Origin of the sequence: Psychrobacter sp. Ps7 (genome assembly GCF_022129225.1) — a bacterium.
In the GTDB taxonomy this organism is placed as follows: Bacteria; Pseudomonadota; Gammaproteobacteria; order Pseudomonadales; family Moraxellaceae; genus Psychrobacter; species Psychrobacter immobilis_A.
On record NZ_JADQAH010000002.1, the window covers coordinates 93,697 to 113,870 of the forward strand.

The following is a 20,174-nucleotide window of genomic DNA, read 5'->3' on the forward strand; positions in this document are numbered from 1 at the left end:
GTTGTTTCATAGCGTATTTGTTTTTAAAGCTATCACCAATTATGAATGAGAGTATCAATTTTATGGTAAGGATAGGGTAGTCATGCGCTTTTTGCCAAAAGCCTTAACCGTACCAGCCACTTCCGCATTAAGCCGTTGGTTCGCCTCGCGTGCGCCCAAAAGCGATAGCGCCACCCTCAATTTGCGTAACGTCTATATCTTTTTTAGCCGTGAAGGGACGCTATATGCAGTGTTATTAATTATTACCTTTATCGCTGGCATTAACTATGGCAATAACTTGGTATTAGGTTTATGTTTTTATTTGGTCAGCGTCTGGCTTATCAGCTTTCATGTAACCTTTGCGCACATTTCAGGTCTGCAAGTACGTTTGCTTGAAGTGACTATGGCAGAAGCGGGCGCGCCTGTTTGGGTGACTTTGCAGTTGCGTAGTGAGAGCCGTCAACCAAGACGACAGTTGTTATTTAGCTTCGAGCAGGCTGATGACAAGGCTAATAGCAAGCTTAATAGCAAGACAGATAAAAAAGCCCATAAAAAAATCAAACATGGCGCTGATAATAAACAGTCAATACTGGTGACACGACTGCAAGGCGAGCAAGTGATTCGCTTGCCAGTACCGACGCAGAATCGTGGGCAGTTTGAATTACCACGCTTAAAAATAAAAACGGTTTATCCTTTGGGTATTATGCGGGCGTGGTCCTATGTTTATTTTGCCCGTACTGCTTGGGTCTATCCAAAACCTGAAGTGTTTGATTGGCAGACGCAATATGTCGTTGCCAGTCAGGAGGATTTGCCAACAGGTGGGCAATATCGGCAAGGTCAAGATGATTTTGAGCGGCTAGATAACTACGTTGAAGGCGAGTCGCTGGCACGGGTGTCGTGGGGACATGTAGCACGTGGTCAAGGCATGTTGACCAAGCACTTTGCTGATCCAGTCGGTCATGAGCAAACGTTGGATTATGCGGATATGCCAGCAGCACATCATGAGCAAAAACTCGCACAACTGGCGTATGGGGCGATGAAATTAGGTGAGCTGGGCGTGACATTTCATATGCGCTTACCCAATGATACCCATTCTACTGCACCAATGGGTGAAGGCGACAGTTTTGCACAAGCGTGCTTGCTAAGGTTGGCGAAAGCACAATGACTAATAGGAGCAACTCAAATAGGAGCAACTCAAAAAAACTCCCTACAAATGACGCTGAAAACACATTTATAGGTTTTCCTGAAACAAGTCCCACAAGCTTTGAGCAGTTGGCACTGGGTCAAAACGTCACTGATCGTGCTTTACAGGATAGCGCTGCAAAATGGACTCGTAAGCTATTCGCCTTGCCTGCTTATTATTGGGTGCTAATTGCTCAAATTACCGTTATTTTACCTCATGCGGCGCATCTGCCGTTTTGGTTGATAGGTTTTGCGGTGGTCAGCATCGCCGCACAGCTGCCGTCTATAAAAGCTAAGTTTAAAAAAATAGCGCATTTAAAACGTGTCTATCAAGGCATGCAAATGCTCGGCTTTTTATTGGGACTGGCAGGTCTATGGCTGACTTACAATACAGCGTTTGGACTGGATATGGGCGTGGCGTTTTTAGTGCTCTGTCTCATCAGCAAGCTGTGGGAGATGTATAAACGGCGTGATGCTTATGTGGTCCTAAATTTATCACTATTTGTCCTTGCCGCGCTGTTTTTGATGGATCAAGGTCTTGTGACGACTTTAGAAGTGATTGTTGGTGCAGTTATCATTTTATTGGCATTTATCGCGCTTAATGATGACGGCAACACTCGCGGTGATGGTCGCTTGCGTACTTTGGGTGTGCTGGGTATCGGGGCGTTGCCGTTATTAGTCGTGCTATTTTTGTTCTTCCCGCGCTTGCCACCACTATGGTCAGTACAGCTATCAGGTCAGCAAGCAACCACTGGCGTGTCCGACAGTATGTCACCCGGGGATTTTGCCAATTTGGGACAATCGACTGAGCTGGCGTTTCGGGTAGAGTTTGCAGATAATCGCCCGCCACAACAGCAGTTATATTGGCGTGGTTTGGTGTTTAGCGACTTTGACGGTATTACATGGCGTCCTAGCCCTCAGCAACGACAATGGCGACCTGCACCGCAAATGCCATCTTGGATTGAGAATGCCTTTGCAACTGTCCCTGATGAAGTAAAAGTTGCGCCTACTAGCTATGAAATTATCTTAGAGCCGACGCAGCAAAACTGGCTATTTGGACTTGATTATCCTTTTGCCCAGCGCCAAGATGTCAGTATTACTTCAAACTTTACCTTATTAAAAGATCAGCCCGTCACTCAGCAGTTACGTTATGAAGTATTGCAATTTGCACCGATGCGCATTGACCCTGTTCTCTCTGATGAGTTACGACGTCTAAATCTTACCTTGCCAGCCGACGGAAATCCGCAAGCAAGAGCACTGGCACAGCAGCTATTTGCGCAATCAGACTCAGACCCAGTGCGCTATATGGCGGCTATTGAACGCTGGATTAACCAAACGGACTTTCGTTATACGTTATCACCGCCACGGCTGAATAATAACCGTATTGACGAGTTTTTATTTGAGACCAAAGCTGGGTTTTGTGAGCATTATTCTTCCAGTTTTACCTTTATGCTGCGCGCCGCTGGCATACCCGCGCGCGTCGTCGCCGGCTATCAAGGTGGTGAGCTGAGCCGCGGTGGCAATGTGTGGGAGGTGCGGCAAAAGGATGCGCACGCTTGGACGGAGGTTTGGCTTGAGGGTCAAGGCTGGGTACGTGTCGATCCGACGGCTTTTGTTGCGCCTGAGCGTGTCGAGCAAGGGATGGATGCGCTGACGCAGGCACAAGGAGCGGCAATGTTCGGCGATGGCGCTAGCGCACAAATCAGCTATCAGCAATATCAAATGCTACAAACCTTACGCCGCCTCTCAGATCAAGCAAGCTATTATTGGCAAAAAGACGTCGTTGGTTACGATCAGGACAAACAAGCTGACTCGCTGCTTAAATGGTTTAATATCCGCTCAGTGATGCAGCAAATTATCTGGTTGGCAGCGAGTGCTATTACTGTCATGGTGATTTTGGTCTTTGTCATTTGGCAACGCCGCCGCAAGCGCTGGCATCCAGCAGACCAGCCGCTTGCACAGCTATCAAAACGTATTGGCAAAGCGGATAAATCACTTGCTCGTGATGAAAGTGAAGGTCAGCTGGCTTGGCTTGAGCGCTTGGCTAGGGCTGTTGATGACCGAACTAATGATATCGGTAGTTATGTAAATAGCGATGTAAATGTGTCACGTAGCGCTGATAGTAGTAAAGCTAGTAAGCTCACAGATAGCGGTCATTCAGATATTGTCCAAGCAAAAATCATGCAGATGAGGCAGGACTATCGTCAGCTCCGTTATGGGCGTCTAAGCACACTTGGAACCAATCATAGCGAATACAAAGCCGTACTCAAACAGCTAAAGAAAGATGCGAGTGAATTGTTCTAGTGGCTGTTTTGTGAAAGCGTTGCTTAGCACATGATAAAAAATTAAGGATAATAGAGGAGGCGGTTCTATGGCGATATATGTGGATTTTATGCAGATAGAATTTAAAGGCTATAAGTGGTGCCATATGCTGGCAGATACCCTGCAAGAGCTGCATGATTTTGCCGCACTGATTGAAGTGGATAAGCGTTTATTCCATCGAAACGCCAGCTATCCGCACTATGACGTCACGGTACAAATGCGAGAAATAGCGATTGAATATGGGGCTATTCCTGCTGGTCGAAAAAAAATTATCGAATGTGCAAAGAAGTTAAAAGTAGAGTTGCATGAGCAAATAGCACGGTCTGAGCATTGCTAGTAAATGAAGCTTTTAAAGATATAAAAAGGTGGGAGTGCTTTTGCATCCCACCTTTTTATATCTTTAGGTTTTCACCCAACGCTTATACCCTCTCAAAAAATTAGAGTAGCAAGGAAAACGAGTGCAAGTACTACATCTAGTAGGCTAGGCGAGCGGAACAAGCAAAACTGACGCAGCTAATCGTATTTTTTGGGTTTGGTATTACTTTGCAATAGCGGCTTTACTGACACCATCAAGGGCTTTTGCGATATTAGCTATTTCAGTATCACAACCTTTGATATCGTGACGACTCTTTAGGTATTCGGGATTGTTGTAAGACAACCAGACCTTTTTATCGGCATCTTCGCTGATGAGGATTTTTTGCGGCAAGTCGATAGCGACGCTTTGCTCACAATTCATCAATGGCGTACCCGCTTTTGGATTACCAAACATAATCACTTGCGTCGGTCTTAATGTTAAATTGACACCTTGGGCATTCTTCTGATGATCGACGCGTGCAAATACTTTCATACCTTTGCTTTCAATAATTGCTGCCAGTTTATCAGCAGTATCTTGCACGGAATGATTGCTTTGCAGCGTAACCAAGCCTTTTTCGGCATTGATAGCAGTCATCGTTGCTGGCATTGATGGTGCTTTTTCCGGCGCGTTTAAAATATTTTCAACACTGGCGCAGGAGGATACGGCCAACGCTAGGGTAGCGATAGAGAGAATCTTAAGCATAAAAAGTCCTTTTATTGTCATTGTTCATTCAGCGATTGCTGGCTGGCAATATCGAATATTTAGTGTGAAACATAATATTCCTTGTGCTTAGTAGCATCGATAGTAGCATTGTGCGTAATAAACCGCGCATAGTAAAGCCTCGCATTGCAACACACCTTAAGCAATGCCTAAGACAAAACGCATAGCTAAACCAAATGCTCTGCTAGATAATCGACGAGCAGTCTAATCTTTGGCGATAAATGACGGTTGTGCGGATAGATGGCCCAGATACTTTCTTCAGGCTCTCGATAGTTATTCAATAAGCTGACCAGCTCACCTGATGCTAAGAATTTTTGCACATAATAGTCAGGCAGCTGCACGATACCCAGACCTTTTAACGCAGCATCAACTAGACTGTGACCGCTGTTATATTGGACACTGCCAGACACGCGCAGGTTTTTTTCTTTATCAGCGTTTTTTTCAGAATCTATTTTGCCATCTTCTATAAAGTGCCAATAGTCACGCGTGCCAAGTAAGCAGTTATGCTGACTCAGATCGCTCAAAGAATGTGGTATGCCGTATTTTTCGAGATAAGCAGGCGCGGCACAGACGAAATTGGTACGACGGCTGAGCTTTTTTGCCATCATCGTCGAATCGCTTAATTTGCCGATACGAATCGCCAAATCATAACCGCCATCAATGAGGTCGATTTTTTGATTGCTCAAAAACGCCGTCACTTCGATATCGCGATATTGCACCATGAAATCATTGACCAGTGGCAATAATTGCTGCTCGCCATAAGTGACAGGAGCGGTCAGTTTAATCCTACCTTGCGGCTTTGATTGTAAATTGCTTACTGCTTGCTCAGCGGCATCCAATCCATCGAGCACACCGCGGCAGTGCTGATAAAACACGCGACCTTCTTCAGTCAGCGATACCTTACGCGTCGTGCGATACAGCAGTTTAATATTCAGTCGTTTCTCTAAAGCGCTTATCTGCCGACTGACTTGCGCGGTAGAAATGCCCAGTTCTTTTGCCGCGCGCGTAAAGCTTTCGTAATCTGCTACATAAACAAATTCGCTAATACCATCCCAGCGCATGATTATTACCACTGTGTAAAAGATATTTGCAAATATAGCACATTGTTATCGCTATAGAAAAAACTATAATAGTCAGTATAAAGCTTTACAGACTGCTACAACTGCCGCTTGCCTCCATTCAACAAGCAAGATAAGCTGAATAGAGGTCTGTGCTCAATAACCCATAAAATGAATTAAAAAGAGAGATAACGATGTCAGATAAATTTATTAAATCAAAAGCCGCCATTGCTTGGGGCCCGAATGAGCCACTATCTATCGAAGAAGTGGATGTCATGCTGCCACGTAAAGGTGAAGTATTGGTAAAAATCGTGGCAAGCGGCGTCTGTCATACTGACGCTTTTACTTTATCTGGTGAAGACCCAGAAGGCGTATTCCCAGCGATTTTAGGTCATGAAGGTGGCGGTATCGTTGAGCAAATCGGCGAAGGCGTCACCAGTGTGCAAGTTGGCGATCATGTCATTCCGTTATACACCGCAGAATGTGGCGTCTGTAAAATGTGTACCTCTGGTAAAACCAATCTTTGCTCGGCGGTACGTGAGACACAAGGCAAAGGTCTGATGCCAGATGGCACCACGCGTTTTTATAAGGATGGTGAGCCAATTTATCATTATATGGGCTGCTCAACCTTCTCTGAATATACGGTGTTACCAGAGATTTCTTTGGCGAAAGTGAACAAAGAAGCACCACTAGAAGAAGTCTGCTTATTGGGTTGCGGAGTCACGACTGGTATGGGTGCAGTGATGAATACGGCCAAGGTAGAAGAGGGTGCGACGGTCGCAATCTTCGGTCTCGGCGGTATTGGTCTATCAGCGGTCATCGGTGCGGCAATGGCAAAAGCCAGTCGTATCATTGCTATTGATATCAATGAGAGCAAATTTGAGCTGGCTAAAAAGCTTGGCGCGACTGACTGTATTAACCCAAAAGACTACGACAAGCCAATCCAAGAAGTCATCGTTGAATTGACTGATGGCGGCGTTGATTATTCATTTGAGTGTATCGGTAATGTCGATGTCATGCGTTCGGCGCTTGAGTGCTGCCATAAAGGGTGGGGCGAGTCGGTCATCATTGGTGTCGCTGGTGCTGGACAAGAAATCTCTACTCGCCCATTCCAGTTAGTGACTGGTCGTGTCTGGCGCGGTTCAGCATTTGGCGGCGTAAAAGGTCGCAGTGAATTACCAGGTTATGTTGAGCGTTATTTGGCTGGTGAGATTCCACTACAAGATTTCATTACCCATACCATGCCATTAGAAGATATCAACGAAGCATTTGATTTGATGCATAAAGGCGAGAGTATCCGTACGGTTATTCATTTTTAAAAATCATTATTAATAATAGTGATCATAGATTTAGCCTTATAAAATAGCAGTATGCTAAACCAAAAATGCCGTCCTTATATAGGGCGGCATTTTTTTTGCATTGGCAATTATTTTTTAGTGGAAAAAATTATCTGTTCGGCAAGCGTGGTTAGATTTGCTGCGACAAAGTCTGGCGCTGGAACGTTTGGCGCTGATAATAAAGCATTGTGCGGTCGCGTGAGAAACGCCCCTTGGCAGCCAGCTGCTTGCGCGCCAATGGTATCCCAAAGATGACAAGCGACTAGGCACAAATCTGACAACTCAACAGACAATGCGTGAGCGACCATTTGATAAGTCTCAGGCGCAGGCTTGAATTTACCGACAGTTTCAACACTAAAATGCTGTTCAAAGAAATGGCTGATGCCAGCTTTTTCAAGCGGGGTCGGGGAAGCGCTATTTGCTGAGTTGGTCAACGTCACCAGTCGAAACCCTGCCTCACGCAGCTTGGTTAATGCTGGAACTACATCAGGGTGAGCAGGCATTTTGCTCATACGCTCTTGTAGTTCGTCGATATCGCTATCTATCAGCCTGACGTTATGAATATCAGCGGTCATCTGTAAGGCACTGACGCCAAGCTCGCCAAAAGGCGTATAAAGTCCTGATAACGTCATGGTTTGTGAATATAGCACCAATTGCGCAAACCATTCTCTTAGTAGTATTTTTTTGCCAAATAGGCGAGAAAATAATGGCTCAAGAGTGGTAATGTCGAGTAGCGTCTCATTGACATCAAACACGATAATAGGGAGAGATTTATCAGAGAACATAATAGATCCTTTTTTGAACAGCAAACGAAATCTTGTCAAAAAACCTAGTCTGGCATGTCAGCCAACTGCTGCAAGATATTTTTGAAATTTTCCACGCCTTGTGCACCACTAACCAGATGACGCTCATTAAAAATCACCGCTGGCACGCTTTGAATGCCTTGTTGTTGCCAATGTTGCTCTTCTGCGCGCACCTCTTTAGCAAACCTTTGGTCTGCTAACACGGCTAGTGCCTCATCACGATCTAGTCCAATCTCTGCTGCGATATCAGCAAGCACGGCATTGTCAGAAATATTGCGACCATTGGTAAAATGAGCGACGAATAACGCCTGCTTTAAGGCATGCATGCGACCTTGCTGATCTGCCCAGTGCAGCAATTGATGCAAGTTGAACGTGTTATGCATGCGCGTGTCATCGTTAAAGTTAAACGTAAAGCCAACCTCATTACCCGCTTCCATTAATCGAGCATGGCTAGCATCAGATTCTTGCTTGCTCGACCCATATTTCTCCATAATATGTTCACGCATATTTTGTCCTGCGCTTGGCATATTTGGATTAAGCTCAAACGGATGCCAGTGAATCTCGTGTTCGGTGTTGGTTTGCTTGAGGGCTTCTGCCAGTTGGCGGTAACCAATGACGCACCAAGGACAAACAACGTCTGAGACGATATCTATGCGTAGTGGCTGCTCTGAGGATAACTGCTTCGAATGTTCCATATCTATCTGCCTAATTCAGTATTTATTTTATATATAAGCTGTCTGTGGTCGACCGCCTTATAAATCAATGCTAATTAACCAATGCTAAGAGAATGAGGGAACAATTACAATATCGTCTAAGTTACTGTTTAATGAGTCTCTGTCTAATAAGTATCTGCTTAAATAACTGTTCAAATGGCGGCTCAAATAACTCAGCGATGCACTGAATTATCAGCAACTTAATAACAAAATAAGTGACTACTTAACCAATCTGTAACGGTCATCAAACGGGTTTTTGCTTAAAGTGGCGGTACTAAAAATCTTGGAGTCATAAATGAAAAACATTACTGAAGCCATGAACTGGCGTTACAGCACCAAAGAGTTTGACGCCAATAAAAAAATATCAGCAGCAGACTTTCAAAGTTTAAAGGATATCCTGCGACTTAGCCCATCAAGCACTAATATTCAGCCTTGGCATTTTGTAATCGCTGATGATGAGGCTGGCAAGGCACGTATCGCAAAAGGTACGCAAGGGATGTTTGATTTCAACACGGCAAAGGTAGAGAAAGCCTCCCACGTTATCATTTTCTGTAGTCGTATCTATGCTGATGATGAATTTTTGCATGAAGTATTGGATAAAGAAGAGGTGGATGGTCGCTTCGCAGAACCAAAATTCAAAGAGCAAATGCATCAAGTGCGCAAAATGTTTTTGGACATTCGTCGTTATGAGCAAAAAGACGAGCCGCATTGGCTGGTCGAGCAAGTGTATCTAAATATGGGCGCATTATTGCTGGGTGCTGCTACTTTAGGCATTGATGCTGTACCGATGGAAGGTGCTGATCTAAAGGCACTCGATGAAGAATTTGAGCTACGTAGCAAAGGCTACACAGCCGTTGCCGTTATCTCACTTGGTTATCGTAGCGAAGACGATTTTAATGCCGATTTGCCAAAATCTCGATTGAGTGAAGCGAGCATAATTACTAAAGCGTAATGCCCGACTGGTATTTTTAACTGACTATATTGATCTCAAATAGCGTTATAAACGGCATGTTTATAGCGCTATTTTTTTTGCTAATAAAATGGGTGTTTAAGTTTTATTTATAAAATTGATAGTGAATAAGCCAGATAAAATAGTGAGAAGTAAAGTTTTCATAGATTAAAAACTACACTGTAATAACTACAAAGTAAAAACAAATCGACATTTCTAATAAGTCATAATAAATCGATTGGCGCGACTTTTAAGAAGCGTTTAACCCTATTTTTTCTGATTATCTGCCAGCGAGAAGCCAGCATGTCTACCTTGAACTTAACCATTAATAAGCAAGATTATCAGCTCGACAATCTTGATTCACGCACGACCTTACTCGATGTCTGTCGTCAGCACCTCAAAATTACGGGACCTAAAAAAGGCTGTGACCATGGTCAATGCGGCGCTTGCACCATACTTATCAATGGGCGTCGGGTCAATGCCTGTTTGACCTTGGCAGTTATGCACGATGGTGATGAGATTACCACGATTGAAGGTATTGGCATGCCCGAATCTTTGTCAGCGTTGCAACAAGCCTTTAAAGATAATGATGCGTTTCAATGTGGTTACTGTACCCCTGGGCAAATTTGTTCAGCAACAGCGCTGATCGATGAGATTAAACAAAACTGGCCCAGTCATGTCACTACAGATTTGCAAAACCCTGATGGATTGCTGGTACAAGAAATCGCTGAGCGTATGAGTGGCAATATTTGCCGCTGTTCTGCTTACCCCAATATTATTAAGGCCATTTCACAAGTACTAGAAAATGAAATGAATGATTCATCTAAAGCTGACGCAGTACAAAAATCAGAGGTGACGGGTATTTGGTCGCCACCATCTAGTGAAGCGCAGCTAGGTAGTCAATCTATGAAGAATAAGACGGCAACTAGCACGTCAGGAGGTCGCTCATGAAACGCTTTGAATATAGCCGTGCTACCGCGCCAGAGCAGGCAGCCCAATCTGCTAGTGTAAAAGACGCCTCATTTATCGCAGGGGGTACCAACCTTTTAGACTTGATGAAGTTAGAGATTGAAACGCCAATTAAGCTGGTGGACATCACTCGCTTAGCATTAGCTCAAATTGAGAAGACTACAGGTAGTGGCTTACGCATCGGTACGCTAGTGACCAATAGCGACTTGGCCGCGCATCCTGAAGTCATTGCCAATTACCCAGTGTTATCACGGGCGATCTTGGCAGGTGCGACGGGACAGTTGCGTAATAGAGCGACGACTGGTGGCAATTTATTACAGCGTACGCGTTGTTATTATTTTTATCAGACAGACAGCGCCTGCAATAAACGCAACCCAGGTTCTGGTTGTCCAGCTATCAATGGTGAAAATCGTACCTTGGCAATTTTAGGTACTAGCGAGTCCTGTATTGCCCAGCATCCATCTGATATGGCCGTCGCGATGCGCTTATTAGATGCCACTATTGAGACGTTAAAAAGGGATGGTTCAACGCGTACAATTGCCATCAAAGACTTTTATTTTCTACCAAAAGACACGCCACATATCGAAAACATTTTAGAGCCTGGTGAGCTTATCACCCATGTGGTGTTGCCAGCGCCTGTCAGCGGTATGCACACTTATGACAAAGTGCGTGATCGCGCGTCCTATGCTTTTGCCTTAGTGTCTTGTGCAGCGATCATAGACGTGACTGATAATGGGCGTTTGGACACAGTGCGCCTAGCATTCGGCGGTATTGGCACTGAGCCATGGCGCAACGAAGCCGTTGAGGCATTGCTGACGGGTACTGATGGCAATGAAAATGTCATCAAACAAGCAGCGGACTTATTATTAAAAGAGGCTAAAGGTAGTGGTCAAAATGATTTTAAAATACCGCTGACTCGTCGTCTACTCAAACAAGTTATTCAACGCGCATTAGCGGGCAAGGGAGCATAATCATGTCATTATTGGATTCAATATTGCCAGCAGAACCGACCAAAAAGATGATGATGAATGGGCCAGTTGAGTCGCTTTTTGATAAAACAGCGAGCAAGTTGGTGAGTAAGCCCATTAACCGAGTTGAGGGATCACTAAAGGTCAGTGGTCAAGCACCTTATACGGCAGAGATTCATTTAGACAATCAAGCCTATGGTGTATTGGTGAGCGCAACGATTGCCAAAGGACGCGTTAAGGAAATTGATAGCAGCTCTTTAGAGGCTATTCCTGACATTATTAAAGTGGTGACCGATCCTGAGCACTTTTTACGCAATGCCCAACAGGGCGGTGCAACCAAATCACCTAAGCAAGGCGTTAGTGAAATTTTTTATCATGGTCAGCCGATCGCGGTTGTCATTGCTGAGACGTTTGAGGCGGCGACCGAAGGTGCAAAAGCACTCAAAGTGAGTTATGAGGATGAAACTAATCAGGCGGCATTGAACTTTACGACAGAGCTGCCAAATGCTCATGATGTTAATGAAAAAAAAGGTTCGGATAAAAATTCAGAAAAGGGTAATCCAGAACAAAGTCTTGCTGATGCTGCGGTAACCCTTGACCGCTTTTATCATACGCCAAGTCAAAACAGCGCAGCGATGGAGCCACATGCAACGCTTGCTCACTGGGAAGGTGAGAAGCTGATTATGTACTCCTCTAATCAAATGCTGTCCTCGTGCAAAAAGCAAATCGTTGATGCATTGGATTTGGATCCAGAAAATGTACAATTAATTGCTCGCTACGTCGGTGGCGGTTTTGGTAGCAAGCTTGGGATTTCTCCAGAATCGATAGCCGCCGCACTCGCCGCAAAGGACTTGGGTCGTCCCGTGTTAATCACTATGACACGTCCTCAAGTAATGGAGGCAACTATTAGACGCTCAAACACGCGTCAACGCATCGCAATTGGCTGTAGCGAAGACGGTATTATTGACACCATGATTCATGAGACGGTCTCTAGTAATTTGCCAGGAGAAGCCTTTTTTGAGCCAGCAGCGCTCTCTACGCATTATCTGTATCGCGGTGACAATCGCCGAGTCAATTACCAACAAGTAGACATGAACCAAGTATTGTCAGGCTCGATGCGTGCCCCCGGCGAAGCAGTCGGACAGATTGCCCTTGAGTGTGCGATGGATGAACTGGCAGAGCAACTCAACCTAGACCCTGTCGAGCTGCGCCGTCGTAATGAGCCTGAGCAAGATCCTAGTAAAGACATCCCGTTTTCCACGCGTAAGCTTATCGCTTGTATCGATCAAGCGGCTGAACAGTTTGGCTGGAATCAACGCAATGCTAAGCCTGCCAGTCGCTTAGAAGGTGATTGGTGGGTGGGTATGGGTATGGCAGCGGCAGCTCGCGGCAACAGCTTAGCGCCATCAGAAGCACGGGCGACCCTGCAAGTAGATAACTCAAAAGCGCTAGGCGTCAAAGCCGTGATTGAGACAGACATGACCGATATCGGTACAGGTTCTTATACCGTATTTACTCAAGTTGCTGCAGATTTATTAGGGCTACCAATAGATCATATTGAAATGAAACTTGGTGATACCAGTTTGCCACCTGCGGTTGGTTCAGGGGGGAGTATGGGCGCTGCCAGTTCAGGCAGTAGTATTTACCTTGCTTGTCAGCAGCTACGTGAGATGATCGCAGAAAAAGTCGGTCTATACCCTGACACCATTCAGCTGGATAACGGTCAAATTAAGCAGGTAGGTGAGCATGATGCTAATTTTGTAGAAACAGTGGTAGAAACCGTTATAGAAGCAGGAAAAGAAAAAGTAGCAGGTTTGAGCGATAACATCGTAGATAAAGTGGCTGATTTAAAAGATAAATTAGCTGAAATAACGGGAATCTCACTAACTGAATCGAAAGAATATGACTTTAGTAATTTCCAGACTCATTCATTAGCCGATATCGTCGCTCAATATGATGACCAAAAAGTCAGTGCCAAAGGTCAAATTGCACCGGGTAAAAATGCAAAAAGTCATCGCCAAGCGTCATTTGGTGCTAATTTTGCCGAGGTCGCTGTACACCGAGTGACTGGTGAAATACGCGTTAAACGTATGACTGGTGCCTTTGCAGCAGGGCGTATCCTCAATCACAAAACCGCGACCTCGCAGTGCTATGGCGGTATGATATTTGGTATTGGTTCTGCGTTGATGGAGCAGGTGATTCACGATAAGCGTGACGGTCGGCTATGTAATCATAATCTTGCAGAATACCATGTCCCAGTCAATGCGGATGTCCCTCAGCTTGATGTTATCTTGGTAGAAGAGGACGATCCGTATACCAATCCAATGCATATAAAAGGTATTGGGGAAACGGCGATTGCCGGTGCTGCCGCTGCTATTGCTAATGCCGTTTACAACGCCGTGGGTGTACGAGTTTATGACTTTCCTATTACCCTCGACAAATTACTTTATGAGCTACCAGAGTAGGTTTTTAGTCAAATAGATGGACAATATAAACCCGCTAATTGTAGTCGTTAGCGGGTTTTATAAACTGGTTTTATAAGTGGGCCATGATGGATATAGACCGTATATAGACATCAATGATAGCTAGGGTATGTCATCAATTATCACATGAATACATTTAGTGGTCTTAAAATGGCTAAATTTTGCTAAACATCGTCAGAAATTTTGTCAATATGTTCATATTAACAGCAATTTCTTCCTTGTTTATCTACAATTTTTCTCACTTTAAGCCTCACAATCTAACTGATGACATACCCTAGTATATAAGAGACATTATGAATCAAATTGCTGATATTCTTAAGCTGGCACGCGAGGCTCAGCAACAAAATGTTGACGCGGTATTAGCAACCGTCGTGCGTACCGAAGGGTCAGCCTATCGCCGCGCAGGCGCAATGATGCTCATCTGTGAAGATGGTCGTTCGGTCGGAATGATTAGCGGTGGCTGTTTGGAGCCACATATTATTAAACGTGCTTTTTGGCTCACGCGTCAAGGTGCAAACGTGCAAGTCTACCAAACGGGTGACGACATCGAATATGCTGAAAATGGTACAGCGCAAGCAAGCGTATCAGAAGAGGGTTTTGATTTTGATAGAGGCAGTGATAATAAGGGTACAGATAATAAATACGATGAACAAGATATTGATTTGGACGAGTTAAATTTTGGATTAGGCTGTAATGGGCGCGTACACGTGTTGTTTGAAAGGCTGGCAACGGCAATGCCTTTGTTAAATGTCATCAGTCAGGTTCGTCAGTCTCAGCAGCCGGTAACGGTAGCAACTTTAATCCGCTCTACAATCTATTTTAATACCCAAAATAATCCAAATTCTCAACTTCAAATTGGTGTGCGTCTTAACCTAGATAATTATATTAAGTCAGGAAAACTCACCGCTATAGACGCTAATAATTCAGATAAAGTGGTATCTAATGCTTCAAGCACACTTATCAATGCAGTTGAAAGTTTATCCGAATATAAACTTTTCCATAAAAATGCTGAGTACGTTATCGTAAAAGATGACAATGACAATGACAATGACAATGACGATTTAGCCACAGAATGGCTGATTCAGCGCCTACAACCACAGATACGTTTGCTGATTTGTGGTGCTGGCAATGATGTGATGCCGCTAGTTACGATGGCAAAGCTGCAAGATTGGCATGTGACAGTGGTAGACAGTCGAGCGCAATATGCCACGCAGCGGCGTTTTCCTCAGGCCAATAGAGTGATGGTACTGGCGTTAGATGATAGTGATACTTTACTAAAACTAAGTAAAAATGCTGCCGTTGCTTTGATGTCGCATAGTCTCAGCCAAGACCGTGCTCGCCTTGGCGTATTATTAGAGCATGCTAATCACTATAAATATCTTGGACAACTAGGACCGCGCTACCGTACCGAGCGCTTAATCGAAGAAATTAGTACAAGGCTTACAAATCCTGCCAGTTTAAACCTAGGTATCAATAAGCTGCATTATCCGATTGGCTATAAGCTGGGCGGAGATGGACCTGAAGCATTAGCACTGGGTATCATGGCACAAGTCAATGCGGTCGTGCATAATCAAAACCTATCAGCAGAAAACTCAGACACTCATCTGTCAAACACTAACTTTACAACGCTATTTTCTACACATATTGACTCTATAGAGACGACTGCTACAAGTGCTCGTGCATCGATAAGTTTATCATGAGCCGCGACGCATCTATTTTGGCATCTACGCAACTAAAGCCAATAAATCTATCAAATCCACCAAACCATGTGGTCATTATTTTGGCCAGTGGACTGAGCCTGCGTTTAGGTCAAGCAAAACAGTTACTGTGTAAAGATGGCGAACCCTTAATTTGCTTCATGACCAAACTCGCACTTTCTACAAAACCGCAAGCAATTATCATAGTCATTCCTGATAATCAACCATTAATAGCCAGTGCGATGAATGAATTGGCTTTTCAGTACTCTATGATTCAAATGGTCGTAAATTCTACGCCTGAAATAGGGATGGCGTATAGTTTGAATTTGGCTATTGAGGCAGTCACACAGTTGACAAGCTCATTAATCGAGCGTGTATTAATCATGGGTGTTGATCAAGTTTTACTCGATGAGCAGCATTTGGTAAAACTGCTGGCAGATAAGCGGTCTGTAGTGGCAAGTACTTATGGTAGCTGGCAGCATTTAAATAATAGGAGTTTAAATGAAACGTCTGCTGCCACTGCATTGAAGCAAAATATTATCGGACTACCTTTAACGATTGATTGTGATTTACTCAGAGAGTGGCAAGCATTGCTGGTAGGCGATAAAGGGCTGCGTTATTTAATTAGAGGTTTGCCGCCCAGTCAGATAAGTACCGTTGTTAATCATCAACTGAGCTATGATATCGATACTCCTGAGCAACTTGCTCATGCTAAGCAAAAAGGCTGGCTGGATAAATAGTATTAATAGTGTCAATCCATAAGTGATAAAAATGATAAATGTGATAGAAACAGAACGTCTTTACCTCAGGCAATGGCAAGCAAGTGACTTTGCTGTTTTTGCTGAAATAAATGCTGATCCTGAAGTAATGAAATATTTCCCCAAGTTATTAACGCCTAAAGTAAGTGACATCATCGCTAGTAAATGCCAGCAGCTTATCGCTAATCAAGGCTGGGGACTTTGGGCAGTATGTTTAAAAAATAGCACCAAAACATATGATGATTTTATCGGTTTTGTTGGCTTGAATGATACTCACGCAGATATGTCTTTTGCCCCGGCTGTCGAAATTGCATGGCGACTACATAAAGATTATTGGGGACAGGGCTATGCTACAGAGGCGGCGCGTGCGGCGCTGAATTTTGCTTTTACTGAGCTGTCGCTCGATGAGGTTGTGTCATTCACAGCGGTTATCAATAAGCGCTCGCAATTGGTTATGGAGCGCCTTGGCATGATGAATACCCGAGCCAACTTCTATCATCCAGCCCTTGACCCTAACCATCGGCTGGCTGAGCATGTACTTTATAACATGACGCGGCAACAGTGGAACAATCAGTTAGCAGGCTTGTGACCACAAATCAATGCCTACACTCTGATATTAACAGGACTACTCGAAGATATTACTACCGTTATACAACACAAGGTAAGGTTTGCGATAGAATTTATTTTCTATTAAATGTAAAATAAGGTCGTCTTATGAATCGTACACTGTGGTTAGTCATTGGCATCATTAGTATTCTTGGCGGTATCTTTGCATTTTTTAATCCTCTTAGCGCCACTTTGGCCGCTGAGCAGTTAGCAGGTTTTATCTTCCTTTTAGTGGGTGTTTTACAGTTTATTGCCTTGTTCCGAGCACATAGTACCACTGGAAAAGTGCTGGCGGCCATCGGCGGTGTACTTGGTGTATTGATTGGTATTGAATTATTACAAGATCCGTTGCAAGGCATATTGACCTTGACCATGGTAATTGCTATTTTATTTATGGCAACAGGTATAGTCAGAGTTGTTGTTGCTTTCGGTCTACGTCGGACAGTGGCTTTTATCCCAATATTACTCTCAGGGCTGCTCTCGATTATATTGGCTATCATGATATTTACCAGTTATCCGCAGTCAGCGACGTATATTCTTGGCATACTGTTAGCCGTCGAGTTGATATCTAACGGCATATCATTAATCATGTATTCACGTATACAATCAATTGTGGTGCGCAATATATAATTTTAGTTCTAGGGCGTGTTCTCAATTCAATTGATCATATCTAAACGGGCTAAAAATGGCTAAATTTTGCCAAACATCGTTAAATAGCTGGTTAATATCCCGATATTATCTGCGCTATTTTCCTCGTTTGACGGCAATTTAAATCATTTTTATCACCATTTTTGAAATGAGGACACGCCCTAGCAACAAACAAAAAAGACGCTATTTAAAGCGTCTTTTTTTTATTTCATAATTTATTTGAATATCACATCTTAATAATGCGTAAAGGCTAAGTGCAATTTGTAGTACTTTATCCTTGTATACAAATCGTATTAAATCGGCTATAGCAGAAGAGGAAAGAAAAAAAGATATTGAAGGTAAAGCAGATGTGAGAGATTGAAAGAAGTGCGCTTAGTTTGATATAAGCGCACTGGTCAGTACGGCAGCGTGTCATACTGATATTTAATGGTATATCAAGTGGTTTGGTTGAATTAGCTAAGAAATCTTAAGCCAGACGTTTTCAATGCCCATACCATCTCAACAAAGGCGCGGCTATTAGTCAAAGGCTCGCCATCGATGATGAGGGCGTAACCTGACCCATCAATCCATAAAAACACAAAGCTGGTCTCAGGAATCAATAAGTCAACTTGTTGAAAAAACGAGATGGCTTGGCTTTCGACCGCCCAGCCGCGTTGTTTTTGGCGGATCATAAAACCTGAAAAGTCAGCAGCTGCAACACTTAGCATGTCCGCTTCTTCTTGGCTGTAACCGATTCGTGCTAGGCAAAACCCTTCATCAGAGCCAATAGCGGCACGGCGTTTACCGGATAAGCTGGCAACCACATACGGTAAAAACTGGTCCAACGGCAGATTGGGTGCGGGTAACAACAAAGACAGCTTTTCAATCCAGCCGTGTTCTATAAAGCTCTGTAGCCATTCGTCAGAATAACGCTCAAGCCAATCAGCGGCGAGCAACGTCTCCCCATAGGACATTAAGTCTTGTAATGACAGCTGTTCATCAGTGGGCTCACTTTGTGAAAATGCCTCAAAAATACCGGCTGGAGTGAGGGTTAGATACGTTTTATCAGCATTTAAGTAAGAGGACATAGCGGCTACCATTGTGATGAAAGGGTTAAATCGGCGATAAATTAGGTCTTGATGGTCTGATCAAGATGCTGTTGACAGTTGTTCCAGCGCTCATCGAACTGCCAGTCGCTTTTACCCAAGCGAAACCATACTAACGAGAAGGCAAGTCGATCATTGCGAGCGATACAGTGAGCAAAGAATTCGTTTTCGATCTGCTCAATCGTGCCCCAATCCTTATCTTCACGCGCCTGCATGAGCTCAGCGGTGATGTCTTTGGATATTTCTTTGGCGTCATCGCTACTGATAAGCAATCGCTGTTTTTGCTCATTGAGAGATGGCGATATCAGGACACTCCAGCGAGTCGCCAGCATACTATTGCGTTGAATATATCGCTTCTTACTAATACAATCGCGAAACCCTTGCTGGACATGAGGGTACAAGCGATCTTTAATACGCGTAAACAGATTATTTACATCGTAAGGAATGTCATACCAACAGCCATAAAAAAAGTCTGCGACGGCACCTTGTAGCGGCTCTTTTTCGGTTAAAAGTAATGCGGCATTGATACGTTGTTCATGAAAATGACGGTTATTGGGTGCCAAAAATACTTTACGCGAATATAAACGAAATACTCGGCGCGCTTCCATCTCATTTTCTTTAATAAGGTCTAAATCAGACATAATAGTGTCCTTTACGTCATAGTGTCTATTATATGGCTAACAGCTTATGGCTAATATCGTATGGTCAAAATGATATAGCCACTATTGAGTGACAATAGCCTATGACTTCACTAAGGGAAATGGTGCAACGTGCCAATTAATAAGTAATAATTAATCAAGTAAAGTTTGCATCAAATCTATCATAAATTCAGCATCTTCTTCGTCCATGGCTTCAAACCCTTGATGCATGCCAAGTTCAGCCAATGCTTCTTTACCATCGTCATCATTATGCAAATTCAGAATCGCATTCATGAATATTTCTGTATCAGGAAAGTCATCTTTAATTAGTAATACATGACTGATATCTGCCAAATCACTTTCGATCAACACCGACAGCTGAGTTTTGGTCAGGCGTGAAAAGCTATGAAAAATCTCTGCCAAGAAAAAAGCCGCTTGAGCATCACCTTTGATGACTTTACGGGCAGCTGCCTGATAAGTTTCAGTGATATCCCAGTTGAGATCAGACTCTTCTATATCTACAGCTTCTAATAAGCGTAAACCAATCAGCTTAACATCACGGTTGTCTGCCATTGCTACGGTCGCACCCGCTTTAATGTCTTCTAAGCGCTTGATATCACTGTTTGCCGCAGCAGCAATGACCATCTCATCCGATTTGCCGATAGGGCGTGCAACAGCGCGATAGCCTTGTTCACGGATCAAAGTAGCTGCATCAAATGGGTTGGCATAGATAACTTGAATGTCACCTGCCTCAATGATTTGTTCTTGTTCAGCATGTGAGGTAGGTATGTTCAGATGCATATTTAGGTTGGCACGTTTTTGAATCAAAATATTAAACATGTGCCAGCCTGCAAAACGCTCAGGAGAAAAATCAGGGGCGATTAACATATTGTGTGTCGTCATG

The 20,174-nt window shown here is 43.9% G+C and carries 19 protein-coding genes; 12 read left to right on the forward strand and 7 right to left on the reverse strand.

All coding sequences use genetic code 11. The features are described from left to right. Positions 1-82 precede the first annotated feature (82 nt). From I3257_RS01410 to I3257_RS01420, 3 genes are all read left to right on the forward strand, one after another. Positions 83-1,144, forward strand: coding sequence for a DUF58 domain-containing protein (locus I3257_RS01410; RefSeq protein WP_238048579.1), 1,062 nt, complete (start codon positions 83-85; stop codon positions 1,142-1,144). Continuing rightward, a complete protein-coding gene (locus I3257_RS01415) occupies positions 1,141-3,465 on the forward strand; it encodes a DUF3488 and transglutaminase-like domain-containing protein (RefSeq protein ID WP_238048580.1) in 2,325 nt (774 codons plus the stop codon). Before I3257_RS01410 ends, I3257_RS01415 begins: the two co-directional genes overlap by 4 nt. Before the next feature lie 67 nt (positions 3,466-3,532). Continuing rightward, entirely contained in the window at positions 3,533-3,820 is a 288-nt protein-coding gene (locus I3257_RS01420) for a DUF4031 domain-containing protein (RefSeq protein ID WP_238048581.1), read from the forward strand. Positions 3,821-4,021: 201 nt separating this feature from the next. Here the strand turns inward: I3257_RS01420 and I3257_RS01425 are convergent, their stop codons facing one another. Together I3257_RS01425 and I3257_RS01430 are read right to left on the reverse strand one after the other, a co-directional pair. Continuing rightward, a complete protein-coding gene (locus tag I3257_RS01425; RefSeq protein ID WP_238048582.1) occupies positions 4,022-4,540 on the reverse strand; it encodes a DUF302 domain-containing protein in 519 nt (172 codons plus the stop codon). Between the two features lie 185 nt (positions 4,541-4,725). Continuing rightward, positions 4,726-5,619 (reverse strand): LysR family transcriptional regulator, encoded by an 894-nt coding sequence (locus I3257_RS01430; protein ID WP_238048583.1) that lies wholly within the window; start codon positions 5,617-5,619, stop codon positions 4,726-4,728. A gap of 191 nt (positions 5,620-5,810) precedes the next feature. On the opposite strand from I3257_RS01430, the gene I3257_RS01435 reads away from it, so the two are divergent. After that, entirely contained in the window at positions 5,811-6,935 is a 1,125-nt protein-coding gene (locus tag I3257_RS01435) for an S-(hydroxymethyl)glutathione dehydrogenase/class III alcohol dehydrogenase (protein ID WP_055124643.1), read from the forward strand. A 107-nt stretch (positions 6,936-7,042) separates the two neighbouring features. Here I3257_RS01435 and I3257_RS01440 read toward each other — a convergent pair whose 3' ends face one another. Together I3257_RS01440 and I3257_RS01445 are read right to left on the reverse strand one after the other, a co-directional pair. Then, a complete protein-coding gene (locus tag I3257_RS01440; protein WP_238048584.1) occupies positions 7,043-7,738 on the reverse strand; it encodes a haloacid dehalogenase type II in 696 nt (231 codons plus the stop codon). 44 nt (positions 7,739-7,782) lie between these two features. Then, positions 7,783-8,451 carry a DsbA family oxidoreductase gene (locus tag I3257_RS01445; protein ID WP_238048585.1) on the reverse strand — a complete coding sequence of 223 codons (669 nt, stop codon included), beginning with the start codon at positions 8,449-8,451 and terminating at the stop codon, positions 7,783-7,785. Positions 8,452-8,764: 313 nt separating this feature from the next. On the opposite strand from I3257_RS01445, the gene nfsB reads away from it, so the two are divergent. The 8 genes from nfsB to I3257_RS01485 all read left to right on the forward strand — a co-directional run bounded on the left by nfsB (position 8,765) and on the right by I3257_RS01485 (position 17,529). Further along, a complete protein-coding gene (gene nfsB / locus I3257_RS01450) occupies positions 8,765-9,421 on the forward strand; it encodes an oxygen-insensitive NAD(P)H nitroreductase (RefSeq protein ID WP_238048586.1) in 657 nt (218 codons plus the stop codon). A gap of 300 nt (positions 9,422-9,721) precedes the next feature. After that, positions 9,722-10,369 (forward strand): 2Fe-2S iron-sulfur cluster-binding protein, encoded by a 648-nt coding sequence (locus I3257_RS01455; protein ID WP_238048587.1) that lies wholly within the window; start codon positions 9,722-9,724, stop codon positions 10,367-10,369. Continuing rightward, positions 10,366-11,358 (forward strand): xanthine dehydrogenase family protein subunit M, encoded by a 993-nt coding sequence (locus I3257_RS01460; protein ID WP_238048588.1) that lies wholly within the window; start codon positions 10,366-10,368, stop codon positions 11,356-11,358. Before I3257_RS01455 ends, I3257_RS01460 begins: the two co-directional genes overlap by 4 nt. Positions 11,359-11,360: 2 nt before the next feature. Beyond that, positions 11,361-13,820 (forward strand): xanthine dehydrogenase family protein molybdopterin-binding subunit, encoded by a 2,460-nt coding sequence (locus tag I3257_RS01465; RefSeq protein WP_238048589.1) that lies wholly within the window; start codon positions 11,361-11,363, stop codon positions 13,818-13,820. A 311-nt stretch (positions 13,821-14,131) separates the two neighbouring features. Further along, positions 14,132-15,538: an XdhC/CoxI family protein gene (locus tag I3257_RS01470; protein WP_238048590.1), complete on the forward strand. Its 1,407-nt coding sequence runs from the start codon at positions 14,132-14,134 to the stop codon at positions 15,536-15,538. Further along, a complete protein-coding gene (locus I3257_RS01475) occupies positions 15,535-16,275 on the forward strand; it encodes an NTP transferase domain-containing protein (protein ID WP_238048591.1) in 741 nt (246 codons plus the stop codon). The genes I3257_RS01470 and I3257_RS01475 overlap by 4 nt, the downstream gene beginning before the upstream one ends. 31 nt (positions 16,276-16,306) lie before the next feature. Further along, positions 16,307-16,882: a GNAT family N-acetyltransferase gene (locus tag I3257_RS01480; RefSeq protein ID WP_201605089.1), complete on the forward strand. Its 576-nt coding sequence runs from the start codon at positions 16,307-16,309 to the stop codon at positions 16,880-16,882. 125 nt (positions 16,883-17,007) lie between these two features. Then, entirely contained in the window at positions 17,008-17,529 is a 522-nt protein-coding gene (locus tag I3257_RS01485; RefSeq protein ID WP_238048592.1) for a DUF308 domain-containing protein, read from the forward strand. A gap of 470 nt (positions 17,530-17,999) precedes the next feature. Here the strand turns inward: I3257_RS01485 and I3257_RS01490 are convergent, their stop codons facing one another. The 3 genes from I3257_RS01490 to I3257_RS01500 all read right to left on the reverse strand — a co-directional run bounded on the left by I3257_RS01490 (position 18,000) and on the right by I3257_RS01500 (position 20,173). Then, the gene (locus I3257_RS01490) at positions 18,000-18,614 is read right to left on the reverse strand and encodes a hypothetical protein (RefSeq protein WP_045444387.1); all 615 of its coding nucleotides are present in this window, start codon (positions 18,612-18,614) and stop codon (positions 18,000-18,002) included. A gap of 41 nt (positions 18,615-18,655) precedes the next feature. Continuing rightward, entirely contained in the window at positions 18,656-19,273 is a 618-nt protein-coding gene (locus tag I3257_RS01495; RefSeq protein ID WP_060491697.1) for a hypothetical protein, read from the reverse strand. 150 nt (positions 19,274-19,423) lie between these two features. Then, a complete protein-coding gene (locus I3257_RS01500; RefSeq protein ID WP_238048593.1) occupies positions 19,424-20,173 on the reverse strand; it encodes a PhnD/SsuA/transferrin family substrate-binding protein in 750 nt (249 codons plus the stop codon). Position 20,174 lies beyond the last annotated feature (1 nt).

Excerpts from the sequence above, each read along its gene's own strand:
- I3257_RS01410 (WP_238048579.1), top strand. The coding sequence starts at position 83 with ATGCGCTTTTTGCCAAAAGCCTTAACCGTACCAGCCACTTCCGCATTA.
- I3257_RS01415 (WP_238048580.1), top strand. The coding sequence starts at position 1,141 with ATGACTAATAGGAGCAACTCAAATAGGAGCAACTCAAAAAAACTCCCT.
- I3257_RS01420 (WP_238048581.1), top strand. The coding sequence starts at position 3,533 with ATGGCGATATATGTGGATTTTATGCAGATAGAATTTAAAGGCTATAAG.
- I3257_RS01425 (WP_238048582.1), bottom strand. The coding sequence starts at position 4,540 with ATGCTTAAGATTCTCTCTATCGCTACCCTAGCGTTGGCCGTATCCTCC.
- I3257_RS01430 (WP_238048583.1), bottom strand. The coding sequence starts at position 5,619 with ATGCGCTGGGATGGTATTAGCGAATTTGTTTATGTAGCAGATTACGAA.
- I3257_RS01435 (WP_055124643.1), top strand. The coding sequence starts at position 5,811 with ATGTCAGATAAATTTATTAAATCAAAAGCCGCCATTGCTTGGGGCCCG.
- I3257_RS01440 (WP_238048584.1), bottom strand. The coding sequence starts at position 7,738 with ATGTTCTCTGATAAATCTCTCCCTATTATCGTGTTTGATGTCAATGAG.
- I3257_RS01445 (WP_238048585.1), bottom strand. The coding sequence starts at position 8,451 with ATGGAACATTCGAAGCAGTTATCCTCAGAGCAGCCACTACGCATAGAT.
- nfsB (WP_238048586.1), top strand. The coding sequence starts at position 8,765 with ATGAAAAACATTACTGAAGCCATGAACTGGCGTTACAGCACCAAAGAG.
- I3257_RS01455 (WP_238048587.1), top strand. The coding sequence starts at position 9,722 with ATGTCTACCTTGAACTTAACCATTAATAAGCAAGATTATCAGCTCGAC.
- I3257_RS01460 (WP_238048588.1), top strand. The coding sequence starts at position 10,366 with ATGAAACGCTTTGAATATAGCCGTGCTACCGCGCCAGAGCAGGCAGCC.
- I3257_RS01465 (WP_238048589.1), top strand. The coding sequence starts at position 11,361 with ATGTCATTATTGGATTCAATATTGCCAGCAGAACCGACCAAAAAGATG.
- I3257_RS01470 (WP_238048590.1), top strand. The coding sequence starts at position 14,132 with ATGAATCAAATTGCTGATATTCTTAAGCTGGCACGCGAGGCTCAGCAA.
- I3257_RS01475 (WP_238048591.1), top strand. The coding sequence starts at position 15,535 with ATGAGCCGCGACGCATCTATTTTGGCATCTACGCAACTAAAGCCAATA.
- I3257_RS01480 (WP_201605089.1), top strand. The coding sequence starts at position 16,307 with ATGATAAATGTGATAGAAACAGAACGTCTTTACCTCAGGCAATGGCAA.
- I3257_RS01485 (WP_238048592.1), top strand. The coding sequence starts at position 17,008 with ATGAATCGTACACTGTGGTTAGTCATTGGCATCATTAGTATTCTTGGC.
- I3257_RS01490 (WP_045444387.1), bottom strand. The coding sequence starts at position 18,614 with ATGTCCTCTTACTTAAATGCTGATAAAACGTATCTAACCCTCACTCCA.
- I3257_RS01495 (WP_060491697.1), bottom strand. The coding sequence starts at position 19,273 with ATGTCTGATTTAGACCTTATTAAAGAAAATGAGATGGAAGCGCGCCGA.
- I3257_RS01500 (WP_238048593.1), bottom strand. The coding sequence starts at position 20,173 with ATGACGACACACAATATGTTAATCGCCCCTGATTTTTCTCCTGAGCGT.